Raw genomic sequence first — 18,653 nt, forward strand, 5'->3', positions numbered from 1 at the left:
GCGCAAGAGAGGACAGGAAAATGCGTCTCATCCTGATGTCCATGGTCTATCTGGGTTACGTGCTCTCGCCGGCGCTGATGTGAGCACGCCCCCCCCGACCGGGCGGCCACGGCCGCCCGCCGCGATCTATTCTTCCTCGTCGCCCTGTTCGGCGATGCGGGCCACGCTGACCACTTCCTCGCCGGGGCGGGTGTTGAACACCTTGACGCCGCCGGCGCTGCGCGAGCGGAAGGAAATGCCCGCAACCGGCACCCGGATCGACTGCCCCGTCGAGGTGGCCAGCATCACCTGATCGTCCATCCCGACCCGGAACGAGGCCACCAGCGGCCCGCCGCGCATCGATTTTTCCCAGGCCGTCACCCCCTGCCCGCCCCGGCCGCGCACCGGGTAGTCGTGGCTGGAGGTCAGCTTGCCCAGCCCTCCGGCAGTGATGGTGAGGATGAGGTTTTCCGCCGCCGACATCTCGGCATAGCGCTCTTGGCTGATGGTGGCGTAGGCGCTGGCTTCCTCCTCCTCGGCCAGCTCCGTGACCGGCTCGGTGTCGCCGGCCACCGCCCGGCGCATCTTGAGATAGGCGGCGCGTTCATCCGGCGTGGCCTCGAAATGGCGGATCACCGACATCGACACCACCCGATCGCCTGCACCCAGACGGATGCCGCGCACGCCGGTCGAATCGCGCCCCTTGAAGACCCGCACGGCAGTGGTCGGGAAACGGATCGCCCGGCCCGCGCGGGTGACCAGCATCATGTCGTCCTCTTCCGAGGCGATGCGGGCATTGACCAGTTCCACCCCCTCGGGCAGCTTCATGGCGATCTTGCCGTTGGCGCGCACATTGGTGAAATCGGAAAGCCGGTTGCGCCGCACGTCGCCGGCGCTGGTGGCAAAGACGATCTGCAGCTTGTCCCAGTCCTCTTCCGGCGCATCGACCGGCATGATCGCGGCCACCGACACGCCCTGCGGGATCGGCAGGATGTTGACGATGGCCTTGCCGCGCGCGGTGCGCCCGCCCTGCGGCAGGCGCCAGCACTTGAGCTTGTAGACCATTCCGTCGGTGGTGAAGAACAGAAGCGGCGTGTGGGTGTTGGCCACGAACAGGGTGGTCACCACGTCCTCTTCCTTGGTGGCCATGCCCGAAAGCCCCTTGCCGCCGCGCTTCTGGGCGCGGAACTCGGCCAGCGGCGTGCGCTTGATCCAGCCCGAGGCGGTGACGGTGACCACCATGTCCTCGCGCTCGATCAGGTCCTCGTCCTCCAGATCGCCGGCCCATTCGACGATCTCGGTGCGCCGGGGCACGGCGAACAGCTCGCGCACCTCGCGCAGCTCGTCGGCGATGATCGAAAGGATCCGCTCGCGCGAGGCGAGGATCGCCAGATATTCCCGGATCTTCCCGGCCAGCTCCTCCAGCTCATCGGTCACCTCGCGCACGCCGATCTGGGTCAGGCGCTGCAATCTCAGGTCGAGGATGGCGCGGGCCTGCGCCTCGGACAGGTTGTAGGTGCCGTCCTCGTTGATCTTGTGGGTCGGATCGTCGATCAGGCGGATGTAGTCGGCAATCTCGGCCGCGGGCCAGCGCCGCTCCATCAACCGCCGCCGGGCCTCGGCCGCGTCCGCCGAGGCGCGGATCGTGGCCACCACCTCGTCCACGTTGGAGACCGCCACCGCAAGACCGCACAGCAGGTGGCTGCGCTCGCGCGCCTTGCGCAGAAGATAGGCGGTGCGCCGGGCCACCACCTCTTCGCGGAAATCGAGGAAGGCGGTCAGAAACCCGCGCAGGGTCAGCTGCTCGGGCCGCCCGCCATTGAGCGCCAGCATGTTGCAGCCAAAGGAGGTCTGCATCGGCGTGAAGCGCCACAGCTGGTTGAGCACCACATCGGCGGTGGCGTCGCGCTTGAGCTCGATCACCACGCGCACGCCGTTGCGGTCGGATTCGTCCTGGACATGGGCGATGCCCTCGATGCGCTTTTCGCGCACGGCCTCGGCGATCTTCTCGATCATCGCCGCCTTGTTCACCTGATAGGGGATCTCGTCCACGACGATGGCGAAGCGGTCCTTGCGCAGCTCCTCGACATGGGTCTTCGCGCGGATGATGACACTGCCGCGCCCCTCCAGATAGGCCTTGCGCGCCCCCGAGCGCCCCAGCATGATCCCGCCGGTGGGGAAATCCGGGCCGGGGATGTGGGCGATCAGCTCTTCGCTGGACAGATCGGGGTTCTCGATCAGCGCCAGCGTCGCATCGACCACCTCGCCCAGATTGTGGGGGGGGATGTTGGTGGCCATGCCCACGGCGATGCCCCCCGCCCCGTTGACCAGCATGTTGGGAAAGCGCGCCGGCAGCACCGTGGGCTCGCGGTCCTTGCCGTCGTAATTGTCCTGGAAATCGACCGTGTCCTTGTCGATATCGGCCAGCAGATAGGCCGCGGCGCGGGCCATGCGGACCTCGGTGTAGCGCATAGCCGCCGGGTTGTCCCCGTCCATCGAGCCGAAATTGCCCTGCCCGTCCAGCAGCGGCAGGCTCATGGAGAAATCCTGCGCCATGCGCACCAGCGCGTCGTAGATCGCGCTGTCGCCATGGGGGTGATACTTACCCATCACGTCGCCCACCGGGCGGGCCGACTTGCGGTAGGGCTTGTCATGGGTGTTGCCGGTTTCGTGCATCGCATAGAGGATGCGCCGGTGCACCGGCTTGAGCCCGTCGCGCAGATCAGGAATCGCACGGCTGACGATGACCGACATCGCGTAGTCCAGGTAGGACGTCCGCATCTCGGATTCGATGGAAATGGTCGGGCCGTCGTGACCGCGCAGGTCCGATCCGTTTTCTTCCACGTTTTCAGGGCCTTCCGGGGTGTCGCTCACGTTTTCCGCCTGTCTTTCCGCAGGGACTACATCTTGTGGATGCACCTTATCAGACCCGGCATATGAGGTGCAATGGCCCGCGGAGCACGAAACTGGCAGCCGCGGCCGTCACCTGATAACACTTTGTTTTCTTTGAAAATAAAGATTTCTGGCGCATCATGATTCCGCAAGCAGGGAACATGAGGCGATTCATGGAGAGAAGCGAAACCGAACTGATGCTCAAGGGCTACGGCCTGACCACGGCCGAATTCTTCTACCACATGCCGGACCATGCGCATGTGCTCAACACCTTCATCTGGCAGGAATACGACATTGCCCCGGATCATCCGCGCCTGTTCGAATTCATCGAATTCTGGCAGCGCGAGATCGACGGGCCGCTGCACTCGGTCCGTTTCACCCATCGCAAGATGATCTCGCCCGGGCAGTGGCAGAACGTGGTGGGCGAGTTCTACCTGAACTGAGCCGGCCACGCGGCGCGGGGAAGCTCCCCCCACGCGCCGGGGGCCAGATCGCCGAGCGTCCACGGCCCGATCCGCCAGCGGATCAGGCGCAGCGTCGGGTGGCCCACGGCCGCCGTCATCCGCCGCACCTGACGGTTGCGGCCCTCGCGGATGACCAGCTCGATCCAGCTGTCCGGCACCGTCTTTCGCACCCGGATCGGCGGGTTGCGCGGCCACAGGCCGTCCGGCGCGTCGATGCGGCGCACCTTCGCGGGGCGGGTGCGGCCGTCCTTCAGCTCCACGCCCCGGCGCAGCGCCTGCAGGGCGGCCTCGTCGGGCAGGCCCTCGACCTGGACCCAGTAGGCCTTCTCCATCTTGTGGCGCGGATCGCTGATGCGCGCCTGCAGCCGCCCGTCATCGGTCAGCAGCATCAGCCCCTCGCTGTCGCGGTCGAGCCGCCCGGCCGGATAGACGCCGGGCAGATCGATGAAATCGGACAGCGTGCGGCGGGGCGTGCCCGCATTGCCACGGTCGGTGAATTGCGCCAGCACGTCGAAGGGCTTGTTGAAGCGGATCAGGCGGGTCATGGGCGCGGCTCTAGCAGCCGCCGCCCGCCCGCCGCAAGCGGAGCGGGCGCAGGAAACGCCGGCCGCGCCGCCCGCAGCCGCGACATGTTGTGTTCAACTCCGGGGTTGCCTGCGGACATGCGCGATATATAGTCGGCTTCAGGCTGGGGCGGGACTCCCCGCCCTGGAGAGGTCGAGGATCGGCCGACAGGGCGGAGGACGAGTCACGAATGGACGGCGATTTCAGAACCGGCTTCGTGCGCGAACCGGGCGCGTTGAAGCAGCACCCGGCACTGGTGCTGAACGCGGACTACCGGCCGCTGTCCTATTACCCGCTCTCGCTCTGGCCGTGGCAGGAGGCGATCAAGGCGGTGTGGCTGGATCGCGTCGCCATCGTGGCCGAATATGACGCGGTGGTGCGCAGTCCCAGCACCGAAATACGCATCCCTTCCGTCGTGGTCCTGAAGGACTATGTGAAACCCCTCAAGCGCGTGGCCTTCACGCGCTTCAATCTTTTTCTGAGGGACGAGTTCCGCTGCCAGTACTGCGGCGCAAGGGGTGATCTGACCTTCGACCATGTGGTGCCGCGCGCCGCCGGCGGTGTCACCAGCTGGCAGAATGTGGTGGCGGCCTGTTCTTCGTGCAATCTGAAGAAGGGGGCGAAATCGCTGCGCGAGGCCGGCATGACCCTGCGCCGCCCGCCACGCCAGCCCCAGCCGGAGGAGCTGCGCAACATCGGCCGCAAGTTCCCCCCCAACCTGCTGCACGAAAGCTGGATCGACTTCCTCTACTGGGACGCCGAACTGGAGGCCTGACCACGGCCCCGCCGCCACCCCTCCCGTTCCCGGCCACGGCCATTTCCGCCTTCCCCTTCCCCGCGCCTTTCGCTAGAGGAACCCCCGACCGGAAAGGGGACGCTCACGATGGCGATGGAAAAGACCTTCAACGCGGCCGAGGCCGAAGGCCGCCTCTACGAGGCCTGGGAGAGGGCCGGCTGCTTCAGGGCGGGCGCCAATGCCCGCCGCGCGGAAACCTTCTGCATCATGATCCCGCCGCCCAACGTGACCGGAAGCCTGCACATGGGGCACGCCTTCAACAACACGCTGCAGGACATCCTCGTGCGCTGGCACCGGATGCGCGGCTTCGACACGCTCTGGCAGCCCGGCCAGGACCACGCCGGCATCGCCACCCAGATGGTGGTCGAACGCAAGCTGGCCGAGGAAGGCATCCGCCGCCAGGATCTGGGGCGCGAAAAGTTCCTCCAGAAGGTGTGGGAATGGAAGCAGCAATCGGGCGGCACCATCATCAACCAGCTCAAGCGGCTGGGCGCCTCCTGCGACTGGTCGCGCAACGCCTTCACCATGTCCGGCGCCCCCGGCGCCCCCAACGGCGAGGAGGGCAATTTCCACGATGCCGTCATCAAGGTGTTCGTGGACATGTATCGCAAGGGCCTGATCTATCGCGGCAAGCGGCTGGTCAACTGGGACCCGCATTTCGAAACCGCCATTTCCGATCTCGAAGTCGAAAATGTCGAGGTCGACGGCCACATGTGGCATTTCAAGTATCCGCTGGCCGGCGGCGAGACCTATACCTATGTCGAGCGCGACGCGGACGGCAACATCGTGCTGGAGGAAGAGCGCGACTACATCTCCATCGCCACCACGCGGCCCGAGACCATGCTGGGCGACGGCGCAGTGGCGGTTCACCCGTCGGATGAGCGTTACGCGCCAATCGTCGGGAAACTTTGCGAAATCCCTGTCGGACCTAAGGAGCATCGGCGCCTCATTCCGATCATCACCGATGAATACCCCGATCCCGATTTCGGCTCGGGCGCGGTGAAGATCACCGGGGCTCACGACTTCAACGACTACGCCGTGGCGCAGCGCAACAACATCCCCCTCTACCGGCTGATGGATACCCGCGCGCATATGCGCAACGACGGCGCCCCCTATGCCGAATGCGCCGCCATCGCGCAGAGAATCGCCCGTGGCGAGATGGAATTCGACGCCGCGCTGGTGGACAGTCTCAACCTGGTGCCCGACGATCTGCGCGGGCTCGACCGCTACGAGGCGCGAAAGCGCGTGGTCGAACAGATCACCAGCGAGGGCCTTGCGGTGATGACCACCGATGCCGAGGGCAACGAGGTGCCGCTGATCGAGAACAAGCCGATCATGCAGCCCTTCGGGGATCGTTCGAAGGTGGTTATCGAGCCGATGCTGACCGATCAGTGGTTCGTGGACACGGCCAAAATCGTCGGGCCGGCGATCGAGGCGGTGCGCTCGGGCGAGATCGAGATCCTGCCCGAGCAGCAGAAGAAGGTCTATTTCCACTGGCTGGAAAACATCGAGCCCTGGTGCATCTCGCGCCAGCTGTGGTGGGGGCACCAGATCCCGGTGTGGTATGACGCCGAGGGCAACCAGTATTGCGCGGCCAACGAGCAGGAGGCGCGCGAGATGGCCGGCGGGCGCGAACTGACGCGCGACCCGGACGTGCTGGACACCTGGTTTTCCTCCGGCCTGTGGCCGATCGGCACGCTGGGCTGGCCCGAGGACACGCCCGAGCTGAAGAAATACTTCCCCACCGACGTGCTGGTGACGGGGTTCGACATCCTGTTCTTCTGGGTGGCGCGGATGATCATGATGCAATTCGCAGTGGTGGGGAAGCGGCCCTTCCGCACCGTCTATACCCATGCTCTTGTCCGCGACGAGAAGGGCAAGAAGATGTCCAAGAGCCTCGGCAACGTGCTGGACCCGCTGGAGCTGATCGACGAATATGGCGCCGATGCGGTGCGCTTCACGCTGACGGCGATGGCGGCGATGGGGCGGGATCTGAAGCTTTCGACCCAGCGCATTGCCGGCTACCGCAATTTCGGCACCAAGCTGTGGAACTTTGCCCGTTTCGCCGAGATGAATGGCGTTTTCGAGGTCTCCGTGGAGGGCATCCCGCGGGCCGAGGCGACGCTCAACCGCTGGATCCTGGGCGAGACCGCCAAGGTCCGGGCCGCGGTGGACGAGGCGCTGGAGAATTTCCGCTTCAACGATGCGGCGAATGCGCTTTACGCCTTTGTCTGGGGCAAGGTCTGCGACTGGTTCGTGGAATTCTCCAAGCCGCTGCTGCAGGGCGAGGACGAGGCCCTGCGCGACGAGACGCGGGCGGTGATGAAATGGGTTCTGGATCAGTGCCTGATCCTTCTTCACCCCTTCATGCCCTTCATCACCGAGGAGCTGTGGGGCCTGTCGGGGCGGCGGGAGAAGATGCTGGTGCATGCGGACTGGCCGGAACATGCTCCGGCCGATCTGGTGGACGAGGCCGCCGATCACGAGATGAACTGGGTGATCGCGCTGATCGAGGAGATCCGCTCGGCCCGGGCGCAGATGCATGTACGCGCGGGAATTTACGTGCCTCTGGTGGTGGCCGAAATCGATGCCCGGGGCCGGGCGGCCTGGGCGCGCAACGAGGCGCTGATCCGGCGGCTGGCCCGGGTGGACGATCTGCAGAGCGTCGAGGAGATGCCGAAAGGTGCGGTGACGATTGCCGTCGAGGGGGCCACCTTCGGCCTGCCGCTGGCCGACATCATCGATATCGGGGCCGAGAAGGCGCGGCTGGAAAAGGCGGTGGGCAAGCTGGAGAAGGAGCTGAAGGGCCTGCGCGGGCGGCTCGGCAACCCGAAATTCGTGGCCTCGGCGCCGGAGGAGGTCGTCGAGGAGGCGCGTGCCAACCTGGCCGCCCGGGAAGAGGAAGAGGCGAAGCTGAAAGAGGCGCTGGCGCGGTTGTCGGAACTGGCCTGAGGGGCCGGTGGCAGGGGTGGTCGTCGAGGGGGCGCTGCCCCCTCGGCCTTCGGCCTCACCCCCGGAGTATTTGGAGCAAGAGGAAGGGGGCAGGTGTTGCCCGTCCAAGTGACGCATTGACCGGCGGCGGGGTTCTGCGCCAGACAGCGGGCGATTTTCATTTTCCTGTTGCCACGGGAGGGATTGATGGGCTGGAAGACGCTGGACGACATGGATCTTGCCGGCAAGCGGGTGCTGGTGCGGGTGGATATCAACGTGCCGGTTCAGGACGGGCGGGTGACCGACGATACCCGCATCCGCCGCATCGTACCGACGGTCAGCGACATTCTGGCAGCCGGCGGCAAGCCGATCCTGCTGGCCCATTTCGGCCGGCCGAGGGGCAAGGTGGTGCCCGAGATGTCTCTGCGCCCGCTGGTGCCGGCGCTGGAGGCGGCCTTTGGCGTGCCGGTCATGTTCTGCGCCGACAGCCGGGGGCCGGCGGCCGAGGCGGCGGTGGCTGCGCTGCGCGAGGGCGAGGTGCTGCTTCTGGAGAACACTCGCTTTCACCCCGGCGAGGAGAAGAACGATCCCGATCTTGCCGCCGAGATGGCGAAGCTGGGCGACATCTACTGCAATGACGCCTTCTCCGCCGCGCACCGGGCGCATGTCTCAACCGAAGGGCTGGCGCGGTTGCTGCCGGCCTGTGCCGGGCGGCTGATGGAGGCCGAGCTGAGCGCGCTGGACTCGGCGCTGGGCAATCCCGAGCGGCCGGTGGTGGCCATTGTCGGCGGGGCCAAGGTCTCCACCAAGCTGGATCTTCTGGGCAACCTGGTGGCGCGGGTCGATCACCTGGTGATCGGCGGCGGCATGGCCAATACCTTCCTGGCCGCGCAGGGGATGGATGTGGGCAAGTCGCTGTGCGAGCACGAGATGACCGCCACTGCCACGGACATCCTGGCCAGGGCGGACAAGGAAGGCTGCGAAATCGTGCTGCCGGTGGACGTGGTGGTGGCGCGCGAGTTCCGGGCCGGCGCCGAAAGCGAAACGGTGGCGGCCAATGCCTGCCCGGCGGATGCAATGATCCTCGATGCCGGCCCCGAGACGGTGGCGCGGATCGGCCGGGTGATGGAGGGCGCGCGCACGCTGATCTGGAACGGCCCGCTTGGCGCCTTCGAGATCGAGCCCTTCGATACCGCCACCACCCTGGCCGCGCGCAAGGCGGCAAAGCTGACCCGGGCCGGCCGGCTGCGCAGCGTGGCCGGCGGCGGCGACACGGTGGCGGCGCTGAACAAGGCGGGCGTGGTCGATGACTTTACCTATGTCTCGACCGCCGGCGGTGCCTTCCTCGAATGGATGGAGGGCAAGATCCTGCCGGGCGTAGCCGCACTCATGGGGTAGGGCCGCGCGAGGGTGAGATTGCGGGGGGCGCTCAGGCCGCGCCCTCGCCGCTCTCGCCAGTCATGAAATTGGCGATATAGGCGGCCTCGCCCATCCGCTCCAGCAGCGAAAGCTGCTGATCGAGCCAGCCCCAGTGCCCCTCTTCGTCCATCACGATGCGCTCGAACAGCGCGCGCGAGCCGATGTCGTCGGCGTCATGGGCAGCGCGGGCGGCGCGGGTGTAGAAGGCGATGGCCTCCTTTTCGTCGGCGCGGTCGGTTTCGAACATGTCGCGCAGATCGGCGGCCAGATGCGGCGTCTTCTGCTGGCACATCTCGGGCTTGCCGCCCAGGAACAGGATCCGGTCGATGAAGGCGCCGGCATGGCCGAGCTCCTCGCTCATCTCCGTGCGCATGGTCTGCGCCAGCCGGTCCAGCCCCCAGTCCTCCAGCACATGGGCATGCAGAAGATATTGCGCCGCGGCGCTCAGCTCCATCGACAGCGCGGTTTGCAGATTTTCCAGCGTGGTTGCCTTGTCGGTCATGTTCTCGTCTCCCCTCTGTCCCGGTTGTCAGCCCGCGCCGGCGGCAGGCAGGCGTGACCGGTATCCGAGATATGCCCCCCGCCTGCCCCGGCAACCGTCGGCGCGCAATTGTCGCATGGGCGCGTCGGCCGGCGGAAGGCAGGTCATTCCGCCGCGCCGCCGAGGCGGGACAGGATCGCCCCCTCGTCCAGCCCCGAGAGCGCCCCCGGCACCGAACCGCGCCGCCCCTCGACCCGGCCGGTGAGGAAGCCGTCCACCACCGCGGTCGGCGCGGCCTGCATCAGGGCGGCGGCGGCAAGCAGCGTGGCGTGGCTTTCGGCGAACCAGCGGGCCTCGGCCTCGGGCGGCAGGCCGGGCCAGCGGTCGCGGTGGGCGGCAAGCGCCGCGTCAAAGCGCGCGTCCTGGCCGCGCAGGCCGTCGAACAGGGCGTCCAGCACCTGCCCCGCGCGCGGCTCGCGCGACAGGCTGCGCAGGATGTCGAGGCAGATCACATTGCCCGATCCCTCCCAGATGCCGTTCAGCGGCGACTGGCGGAACAGCATCGGCATCGGGGTTTCCTCGACATAGCCGACGCCGCCCAGAACCTCCATGGCCTCGGCCACCACCGCAACGCAGCGCTTGTTGTTGAGGTATTTCGCCAGCGCCACGCCGATCCGGGCAAGCGCGCGCCCCTCCTCGTCGCCGCGGTCGAAGGCGCGGGCGACGAGGAATCCGGCCGCCGTCGCCGCCTCCCAGTCCAGCGCCAGATCGGCCAGCACCGCCCGCATCAGCGGCTGGTCGATCAGCCGGCGCTGAAAGGCCGAGCGGCCCTGCACCCACCAATGCGCCTCGGCCAGGGCCGCGCGCATCAGCCCGGCAGGCGCCAGCGCGGTATCAAGGCGCGTATGGTGGACCATCTCGATGATGGTGCGCACGCCGGCCCCCTCATCGCCAAGGCGATGGGCCAGCGCATCGACATATTCGATCTCCGAGCTGGCATTGGCACGATCGCCCATCTTGTCCTTGAGCCGCTGAATGCGGATGCCGTTGCGGGTGCCGTCGGGAAGCCAGCGCGGGACCAGGAAACAGGTCAGCCCCCCCGGCGCCTGCGCCAGCGTCAGAAAGCCGTCGGACATGGGCGCCGAGCAGAACCATTTGTGCCCGTTCAGCCGCCAGTCATCGCCATCGCGCACCGCCCGGGTGGTGTTGGCGCGCACATCCGAGCCGCCCTGTTTCTCGGTCATGGCCATGCCCATGGTGGCGCCGGTCTTTTCGGTCACCGGCCGCACCGACGGGTCGTATCGGGCCGAGGTCAGCTTCGGCCGCCACAGCGCCGCCAGCTCGGGCTCGGCCGCCAGCGCCGGCACCGCGGCATAGGTCATGGTCAGCGGGCAGCCCACGCCCGGCTCGACCTGCGCCTGCATGTAGACCAGCGCCGCATGGGTGGCGTGACCGCCCGGCGCCCCGTCCCAGGCGGCATGGGCATAGCCAAGCCGCATCCCCGTGGCCATGCACTTGTGATAGCCGGGGTTGAAATGCACCTCGTCCAGCCGCCGCCCCGAACGGTCGAAGGAGACCAGCCGCGGCGGATCGCGCCGGGCGTCGGTGGCCGCCTGCAGCAGCGCCTCGTCGCCATATTCGGCACCGGCGCGGGCCAGCGCATCGGTGCGCGCGCCGGCGGCGGAGGCGTGGTCACGCAGAGCCGCATCCGATGCCCACAGGTCGCGCCCGCCGGGGGGCAGCGGCTGGTTGATGACTTCGTGAGTGCCAAGATCGGCGGCAGGGGCGATACGGGTCATGGTGGTTCCTCCTCGCGGGTCATGGCCAGCATGCCGCGCAGGGGCGAGTCGGGCCAGCGCGTCGTTGCGTCATGGCCACGCCATTGCCGCGTCGCCAATCTCCGCACGATCGGGGATTCCCATCGCCGCCCGCTTGTGGCACGCTCACACAGAGCGCCCGCCAGAGGCGCCGTTTCGAGGCAGTTCAGGGCAGATGACCGTGACCCGTTCCAACCGCTACAGCTTTGGTTCGCTGATTTTCTTCGCCGTCGCCTTTTCGGTGGGCACCTATTTCACCTTTGCCGCCGTGCAGGGCGATTACGGCCTGTTCCGGCGGGTCGAGATCCTGGCCGAAAAACGCGCACTGGAACGCGAGCTGGAGCAGCTCGACGCCGAGGTGGCGCGCATGGAAAACCTCACCCGCCGCCTGTCCGACGACTACCTGGACCTCGATCTTCTGGATCAGCAGGCGCGCTCGGTCCTGGGCCTGCTGCGCGCCGACGAACTGGTGATCCGCTAACCCCGCCATCGTCCCGGCAAGGGGGGGGCCGGCGCGCCACTGCGAGGGCCCGGCCCAGCCCTCGTGATCACGCGTCATATTCCCTCTCGCCTTTCCTCAGAAAATCAATTATGAAATAGTTTAACGCTAAACTATTTTTCCCGGAGGAGGCATTCCCCCCATGGCCGCGCGAAAAAGCACGAGAAAACCGAACATTTCAGCCGAGGAACTGACCGGGTTCTACCGTGACATGCTGTTGATCCGCCGATTCGAGGAAAAGGCGGGGCAGCTCTATGGCATGGGGCTCATCGGCGGGTTCTGTCACCTCTATATCGGGCAGGAGGCGGTCGTCGTCGGCCTCGAGGCCACGGCCCGCGAAGGCGACCGGCGGATCACCTCCTATCGCGACCACGGCCACATGCTGGCCTGCGGCATGGATCCTGGCGGCGTCATGGCCGAACTGACCGGGCGCGTGGACGGCTATTCCAAGGGCAAGGGCGGCTCGATGCACATGTTCTCGAAGGAACGGGAATTCTATGGCGGCCACGGCATCGTCGGCGCCCAGGTGCCGCTGGGGGCGGGGCTGGCGTTCGCCGACAAATACGGGGAAACCGGCCGCGTGACCTACACCTATTTCGGCGAAGGCGCCGCCAACCAGGGCCAGGTCTATGAAACCTTCAACATGGCGGCGCTGTGGAAGCTGCCGGTGATCTTCGTGATCGAGAACAACCAGTATGCCATGGGCACGGCGCAGACGCGCTCCACCTCGACCCCGGACATCTTCACCCGTGGCGAGGCCTTTGGCATCCCCGGCCAGGCGGTGGACGGCATGGACGTTCTGGCGGTGAAGGCGGCGGGCGAGAAGGCCGCCGCGCATTGCCGGGCTGGCAAGGGGCCCTACATCCTCGAGGTCAAGACCTACCGCTATCGCGGCCACTCCATGTCGGACCCGGCCAAGTACCGCACCCGCGAAGAGGTGCAGAAGATCCGCGAAACCCGCGACGCGATCGAGCATGTGCGCCAGCTGCTGCTGGACGGCAAACACGCCTCCGAGGACGACCTGAAGGCGATCGACAAGGAGATCAAGGCGATCGTCAACAAGGCCGCCGATTTTGCCCGCGAAAGCCCCGAGCCGCCGCTCGAGGAGCTGTGGACCGACATTTACGCCTGAGGGGAAAGACAGACATGGCAACCGAAATCCTGATGCCCGCCCTGTCGCCGACCATGGAGGAAGGCACGCTGGCCAGATGGCTGGTGAAAGAGGGCGACAGCGTATCCAGCGGCGACATCATCGCCGAGATCGAGACCGACAAGGCGACCATGGAGTTCGAGGCCGTCGATGACGGCGTGATCGGCAAGATCCTCGTCCCCGAAGGCACCGAAGGGGTGAAGGTCAACACCCCCATCGCCATCCTGCTGGAAGAAGGCGAGGACGCCGCGGCCCTGCCCGCCTCCTCCGCCACGAAGACCGCACCCCCCGCCTCCGAACCGGCCGCACCCCCGGCGGCCGCTGCTGCTGCGCCCGAACCGCCGGCGGCCGATCTCTCGCCCGACTGGCCCGAGGGCACGCCGATGAAATCCCAGACCGTGCGCGAGGCGCTGCGCGACGCCATGGCCGAGGAAATGCGCGCCAACCCGGACGTGTTCCTGATGGGCGAGGAAGTGGGCGAATACCAGGGCGCCTACAAGGTCAGCCAGGGGCTGCTGGACGAATTCGGCGCCCGCCGGGTAATCGACACGCCGATCACCGAACAGGGCTTTGCCGGCATCGGCGTCGGCGCGGCCTATGCCGGGCTGCGGCCGATCATCGAATTCATGACCTTCAACTTCGCCATGCAGGCCATCGACCAGATCGTGAACTCGGCCGCCAAGACCCTCTACATGTCAGGCGGGCAGATGAACGTGCCGATCGTCTTCCGTGGCCCCAACGGCGCCGCCGCCCGCGTCGCCGCCCAGCACAGCCAGGACTACGCCGCCTGGTACATGCAGATCCCGGGGCTGAAGGTGGCGATGCCATACTCGGCCGCCGACGCCAAGGGGCTGCTGAAATCGGCGATCCGCGACCCCAACCCGGTGATCTTCCTCGAAAACGAAATCCTCTACGGCCGCAGCTTCGACGTGCCCGAGCTCGACGACTTCACCATCCCCTTCGGCAAGGCACGGATCTGGCGCGAGGGCACGGACGTGACCATCGTCAGTTTCGGCATCGGTATGACCTATGCGCTGGACGCGGCCGAGCGCCTCGCCGCCGACGGCATCAGCGCCGAGGTGATCGACCTGCGCACCCTGCGCCCCATGGACACCGCCACGGTCATCCGCTCGGTTCAGAAGACCAACCGCTGCGTCACGGTCGAGGAAGGCTGGCCGCAGGGATCAGTCGGCAGCTATATCGCCTCGGTCATCATGCGCGAGGCCTTCGACTGGCTGGATGCGCCGGTTCTGACCTGCACCGGCAAGGACGTGCCCATGCCCTACGCGGCCAACCTGGAAAAACATGCGCTGGTCACCACCGACGAGGTCGTCGCCGCCGTGCACGAAGTGACCTACCGATGATGCACCACACCGCCTCTTCCTCTTGCCGAAAATACTCCGGGGAGCGCGAGGGGCTGGCCCCTCGCCCCCGCCCCCGGACCGATCCAGGAGCATAACCCCATGCCCACCGAAATCCTGATGCCCGCCCTGTCGCCGACCATGGAGGAAGGCACGCTGGCCAGATGGCTGGTGAAAGAGGGCGACAGCGTGCAATCCGGCGACCTTCTGGCCGAGATCGAAACCGACAAGGCGACGATGGAATTAGAGGCCGTCGATGACGGCGTGATCGGAAAGATCCTCGTCCCCGAAGGTACCGAAGGGGTGAAGGTCAACACCCCCATCGCCATCCTGCTGGAGGAAGGCGAGGACGCCGACGCCATGACCGAGGCCGCACCCGCGGCCGGGCCGGGCAACAAGGCGGCCCCCGCAGGGGACCCCGAGACCTCTGCCCCTGCCCCGCACGCCGCCCCCGCCGCCCCGGCCAGCGCTCCGCTCGCCCCGACCGCCGCCGATGGCGGGCGCATCTTCGCCTCACCCCTGGCCCGGCGCATCGCCGCGGAAAAGGGGATCGACCTTGCGGCCATTTCCGGCTCGGGGCCGCGCGGGCGGATCGTCAAGGCCGACGTGCTGGCCGCCACAGCCACGCCTGCCGCACAACCTGCCGCCGCCGCTTCGCCGGCCACGGCCCCGACCCCATCCCCGGCCACCCCCGCGCCAGCAACGCCGGCAGCTTCGGCGGAATCCATTGCGCGCATCTACGAGGGCCGCAACTACGAGGAAATCACCCTCGACGGGATGCGCAAGACCATCGCCGCCCGCCTGAGCGAGGCCAAGCAGACCATCCCGCATTTCTACCTGCGCCGCGACATCCGGCTGGACGCGCTGCTGAAATTGCGGGCCGAGCTCAACGCGCAGCTGGCCGGGCGGGGCGTGAAGCTTTCGGTCAACGATTTCATCATCAAGGCCTGCGCGCTGGCGCTGCAACAGGTGCCCGATGCCAATGCCGTCTGGGCCGGCGACCGGATCCTGAGGCTGAAGCCCTCGGACGTGGCCGTGGCGGTCGCCGTCGAGGGCGGGCTGTTCACCCCGGTGCTGAAGGATGCCGAAGTCAAATCTCTTTCGGCGCTTTCGGCCGAGATGAAGGATCTGGCCGCCCGCGCCCGCGACCGCAAGCTTGCCCCCCATGAATACCAGGGCGGCAGCTTCGCCATTTCCAATCTGGGCATGTATGGCATCGACAGTTTCGACGCGGTCATCAATCCGCCGCATGGCGCGATCCTTGCCGTCGGCGCCGGGGTGAAGAAGCCAGTTGTCGGCGATGACGGAGAGCTGTGCGTGGCCACGGTCATGTCGGTCACGCTGAGCGTCGATCACCGGGTCATCGACGGGGCGCTGGGGGCGCAGCTGTTGCAGGCGATCAGGGACAACCTCGAAAATCCACTGGCGATGCTGGCCTGACGCAGCAGAAGTCGCGGGCGGGCAGATCGGGAGGATGTGCCGAAAAGGGGTGCAGGGGGCTCTGCCCCCTCGGCCCTGCGGGCCTCACCCCCGGAGTATTTCCGGCAAGAGGAAGAAGGCTGCCGGATCTACTCCAGCAGCTTGCTCAGGGTGAACACGCCCCGCATTTCGCCAAGGTCGAAGCCGCGGGCCCGGTCGTCGGGGTAGAGTTCGGCCAGGCGTGCCTCGACCTCGGGTTTGACCTCGGCTCCGCCGTGGCAGGCAAGGCAGATCTCGCCCGTCGGGATTGCCTTGACCATGCGGAACATCCTGCGGCCGTCCTCTTCGACGATCTCGGCCTTGACCAGGTCGGCCGCCTTCTCGCCCGCGCCTTGACGTTTGAGAAACTCGTCGATCACAGCCGCGGTATATGCATCGGGGGCGTTGGCCGGGTTGCGTAACCTGTGACTGGAGCGAGCCACCGTCCAGCCGCTTTCGGCCGAGACCCTCTCGGCGATCTGAGGTGCCTCGAGATTGCACACCCCGATGGCCTGCGTCGGGCCGCCGGCCTTCATCGCCGCCTTCAGTTCGCTCTTGAGCGCGCCGGCGAAGCTCTGGATCACGGCCTTGCCCTCGGCGGCCAGGGCCGCCTTGTCATCCTGCGCCACCGCGGTCGATGCGGCGCCAAGAGCACCGACCATGGCAATGGTCGTGAGAACGCGTTTCGTCATGCGGACAGCCTTTCCCGTCAATATCTGCAGTAACGAAAATATGAGATTCAAAAAAATTGAATGTAAATGCGACGCGCCGTCCCGCGCCACCCGTGGCCGTTATCCGCCCGTGCCCGGCGCTCAGGTCATCCGAAAGCCGGGCGTCGAGCGCATCAGTGCGATCTCTTCCTCGTCCATGTCCGCCTCGATTCCATCGAACAGCGGCGTGGACAGATAGCGCTCGCCGGTGTCGGGCAGCATTGCCAGAATGACGGAGCCTTCCGGGGCGCTCTCGGCCACCTTCATCGCCGCGGCGAATGTCGAACCGGCGGAAATGCCGCAAAAGATCCCCTCTTCCACCGCCAGCCGTCTCGCCCATTCGATGCCCTCGGGCCCAGCGACCGGAACCAGGTCGTCATAGCGGCTCTCGTCCAGCGTCTCCTGCAGCACCAGCGGGATGAAATCCGGGGTCCAGCCCTGGATCGGGTGCGGCTCGAACGCCGGGTGGCTGGCAGCGGGCTCGCCCTCGGCATTGCGCGGCTGGGGGATGCCGCTTTCCACCAGCGCCGCGTTGGCGGGCTCGGTGAGGATGATCCTGGTCTCGGGGCGTTCGCGCCGCAGCACCCGGCTGACCCCGGAAACGGTCCCGCCGGTGCCGTAACCGGAGACGAAGTAGTCAAGCCGCTGCCCGTCGAAATCGGCGACGATCTCGCGCCCCGTGGTGTGTTCGTGGATGTCGGCATTGGCCTGCGTCTCGAACTGGTGGGCCAGGAACCAGCCATGCGCCTCGGCCAGTTCCTTCGCCTTCTGGTACATGCCGAAACCCTTCAGCTCCTTCGGCGTCAGAACCACCCTGGCGCCCAGAAACCGCATCAGCCTGCGCCGCTCGACCGAGAAGCTTTCGGCCATCGTGACCACCAGCGGATAGCCCTTCACCGCGCAGACCATGGCCAGCCCGATGCCGGTATTGCCGCTGGTCGCCTCGACGACGGTCTGCCCCGGTTTCAGAGCGCCGCTCTTCTCGGCCGCCTCGATGACGTTCACCGCCAGCCGGTCCTTGACCGACCCGGCCGGATTGAACGCCTCGAACTTGACGTAAACCGTGACATGATCCGGCGCGATCCGGTTGATGCGGATGCAGGGCGTGTTGCCCATCGTGTCAAGTATGTCGTCGTACAGCCTGCCGCGCCCTTCGGTCTGCCGTGTCATCCGTTCTCCTCCTGCCATGAAAAGGCCCGCCGCTGCGGGCGGGCACTTTCGGTAAATCCCATCTCCTGACGCGCTTCACGGCGGTCAGGTCTGATCGCGCAGCAGCTGATCCATCTCGACCGAGGGGTGATCGCAGCCGGCTTCGCCCACGATCCGCGCCGGAACGCCGGCCACCGTGGTGCAGGGAGGTACGTCCCTGAGCACCACCGAGCCGGCCGCGATGCGCGAACAGTTGCCGATCCTGATATTGCCCAGGATCTTGGCCCCGGCCCCGATCAGCACCCCGTCCCCGATCTTGGGGTGGCGGTCCTGGTCCTCCTTGCCGGTGCCGCCCAGCGTCACCGAATGCAGCATCGACACGTTGTCGCCCACCACCGCGGTCTCTCCGATGACGATGGAATGGGCATGGTCGATCATGATCCCCTTGCCGATCCGGGCCGCGGGGTGGATATCGATGCCGTAGATCTCGGATGATCGCATCTGGAAGAAATAGGCCAGATCGCGCTGACCGCGGTTCCACAGCCAGTGCGCCACACGATAGGCCTGCATCGCCTGATAGCCCTTGAAATACAGGATCGGCTGCAGCAGCCGGTGGCAGGCCGGGTCGCGCTCATGCACCGCCACCAGGTCGGCGCGGGCGGCCTCGATCAGTTCGGGGGCGTCCTCATAGGCCTGATCGACGATCTCGCGCAGCACGACCATGGACATCTCGTTCGAGGTCAGCTTGGCCGCGATGCGGTAGGACAGCGCCTTCTCGATCGTCGTGTGGTGCAGGATGCAGGCGTGAATCAGCGCCCCCATCAGCGGCTCGTTACGGACCGCTTCTTCCGCCTCTGCGGTGATCCGGTCCCATACCGGATCGACCGGGGCAACAAATGCGCGCCTTTCAGCCATGGCTTGCCTTTCCCGTCTTTTGTCCGAGACTAACCATTTACGGCGAAAGATGCCAAACGCAAACCCGT

The 18,653-nt window shown here is 66.8% G+C and carries 15 protein-coding genes; 8 read left to right on the forward strand and 7 right to left on the reverse strand.

Features of this window, described 5'->3' with window-relative positions; genetic code table 11:
• Nucleotides 1–126: 126 nt before the first annotated feature.
• Nucleotides 127–2,853 carry a DNA gyrase subunit A gene (gene gyrA, locus ACZ5CM_RS11330; RefSeq protein WP_464638804.1) on the reverse strand — a complete coding sequence of 909 codons (2,727 nt, stop codon included), beginning with the start codon at nucleotides 2,851–2,853 and terminating at the stop codon, nucleotides 127–129.
• A gap of 191 nt (nucleotides 2,854–3,044) precedes the next feature.
• Between gyrA and ACZ5CM_RS11335 the strand changes: the two genes are divergently transcribed.
• On the forward strand, nucleotides 3,045–3,314 hold the full coding sequence (locus ACZ5CM_RS11335; protein WP_464638806.1) for an usg protein: 270 nt from the start codon (nucleotides 3,045–3,047) through the stop codon (nucleotides 3,312–3,314).
• Here ACZ5CM_RS11335 and ACZ5CM_RS11340 read toward each other — a convergent pair.
• Entirely contained in the window at nucleotides 3,302–3,880 is a 579-nt protein-coding gene (locus ACZ5CM_RS11340; protein ID WP_464638808.1) for a pseudouridine synthase, read from the reverse strand. The two genes, ACZ5CM_RS11335 and ACZ5CM_RS11340, sit on opposite strands and share 13 nt — an antisense overlap.
• Nucleotides 3,881–4,089: 209 nt before the next feature.
• On the opposite strand from ACZ5CM_RS11340, the gene ACZ5CM_RS11345 reads away from it, so the two are divergent.
• From ACZ5CM_RS11345 to ACZ5CM_RS11355, 3 genes are all read left to right on the forward strand, one after another.
• Nucleotides 4,090–4,674, forward strand: coding sequence for an HNH endonuclease (locus ACZ5CM_RS11345; RefSeq protein WP_464638810.1), 585 nt, complete (start codon nucleotides 4,090–4,092; stop codon nucleotides 4,672–4,674).
• Nucleotides 4,675–4,782: 108 nt separating this feature from the next.
• Nucleotides 4,783–7,647 (forward strand): valine--tRNA ligase, encoded by a 2,865-nt coding sequence (locus ACZ5CM_RS11350; protein ID WP_464638812.1) that lies wholly within the window; start codon nucleotides 4,783–4,785, stop codon nucleotides 7,645–7,647.
• A gap of 186 nt (nucleotides 7,648–7,833) precedes the next feature.
• Nucleotides 7,834–9,024, forward strand: coding sequence for a phosphoglycerate kinase (locus ACZ5CM_RS11355; RefSeq protein WP_464638814.1), 1,191 nt, complete (start codon nucleotides 7,834–7,836; stop codon nucleotides 9,022–9,024).
• 31 nt (nucleotides 9,025–9,055) lie between these two features.
• Here ACZ5CM_RS11355 and ACZ5CM_RS11360 read toward each other — a convergent pair whose 3' ends face one another.
• Both ACZ5CM_RS11360 and ACZ5CM_RS11365 read right to left on the reverse strand, forming a co-directional pair.
• Nucleotides 9,056–9,547, reverse strand: coding sequence for a bacterioferritin (locus tag ACZ5CM_RS11360; protein ID WP_464638816.1), 492 nt, complete (start codon nucleotides 9,545–9,547; stop codon nucleotides 9,056–9,058).
• 143 nt (nucleotides 9,548–9,690) lie between these two features.
• A complete protein-coding gene (locus tag ACZ5CM_RS11365) occupies nucleotides 9,691–11,325 on the reverse strand; it encodes an acyl-CoA dehydrogenase family protein (protein ID WP_464638818.1) in 1,635 nt (544 codons plus the stop codon).
• Between the two features lie 199 nt (nucleotides 11,326–11,524).
• On the opposite strand from ACZ5CM_RS11365, the gene ACZ5CM_RS11370 reads away from it, so the two are divergent.
• The 4 genes from ACZ5CM_RS11370 (at nucleotide 11,525) to ACZ5CM_RS11385 (ending at nucleotide 15,793) form a co-directional block, all read left to right on the forward strand.
• Nucleotides 11,525–11,824, forward strand: coding sequence for an FtsB family cell division protein (locus tag ACZ5CM_RS11370; RefSeq protein ID WP_464642588.1), 300 nt, complete (start codon nucleotides 11,525–11,527; stop codon nucleotides 11,822–11,824).
• 160 nt (nucleotides 11,825–11,984) lie between these two features.
• Nucleotides 11,985–12,974, forward strand: coding sequence for a pyruvate dehydrogenase (acetyl-transferring) E1 component subunit alpha (pdhA, locus tag ACZ5CM_RS11375; RefSeq protein WP_464638820.1), 990 nt, complete (start codon nucleotides 11,985–11,987; stop codon nucleotides 12,972–12,974).
• A gap of 14 nt (nucleotides 12,975–12,988) precedes the next feature.
• Nucleotides 12,989–14,356: a pyruvate dehydrogenase complex E1 component subunit beta gene (locus ACZ5CM_RS11380; protein WP_464638822.1), complete on the forward strand. Its 1,368-nt coding sequence runs from the start codon at nucleotides 12,989–12,991 to the stop codon at nucleotides 14,354–14,356.
• Nucleotides 14,357–14,455: 99 nt separating this feature from the next.
• Entirely contained in the window at nucleotides 14,456–15,793 is a 1,338-nt protein-coding gene (locus ACZ5CM_RS11385) for a pyruvate dehydrogenase complex dihydrolipoamide acetyltransferase (protein WP_464638824.1), read from the forward strand.
• A gap of 128 nt (nucleotides 15,794–15,921) precedes the next feature.
• Here the strand turns inward: ACZ5CM_RS11385 and ACZ5CM_RS11390 are convergent, their stop codons facing one another.
• The 3 genes from ACZ5CM_RS11390 to cysE all read right to left on the reverse strand — a co-directional run bounded on the left by ACZ5CM_RS11390 (nucleotide 15,922) and on the right by cysE (nucleotide 18,585).
• Entirely contained in the window at nucleotides 15,922–16,503 is a 582-nt protein-coding gene (locus tag ACZ5CM_RS11390) for a Tll0287-like domain-containing protein (RefSeq protein WP_464638826.1), read from the reverse strand.
• 120 nt (nucleotides 16,504–16,623) lie between these two features.
• Nucleotides 16,624–17,691, reverse strand: coding sequence for a cysteine synthase A (gene cysK, locus ACZ5CM_RS11395; RefSeq protein ID WP_464638828.1), 1,068 nt, complete (start codon nucleotides 17,689–17,691; stop codon nucleotides 16,624–16,626).
• A gap of 84 nt (nucleotides 17,692–17,775) precedes the next feature.
• Nucleotides 17,776–18,585 (reverse strand): serine O-acetyltransferase, encoded by an 810-nt coding sequence (gene cysE / locus ACZ5CM_RS11400; protein WP_464638830.1) that lies wholly within the window; start codon nucleotides 18,583–18,585, stop codon nucleotides 17,776–17,778.
• Nucleotides 18,586–18,653 lie beyond the last annotated feature (68 nt).

The sequence above is a fragment of the Piezobacter thermophilus genome, from assembly GCF_055386745.1.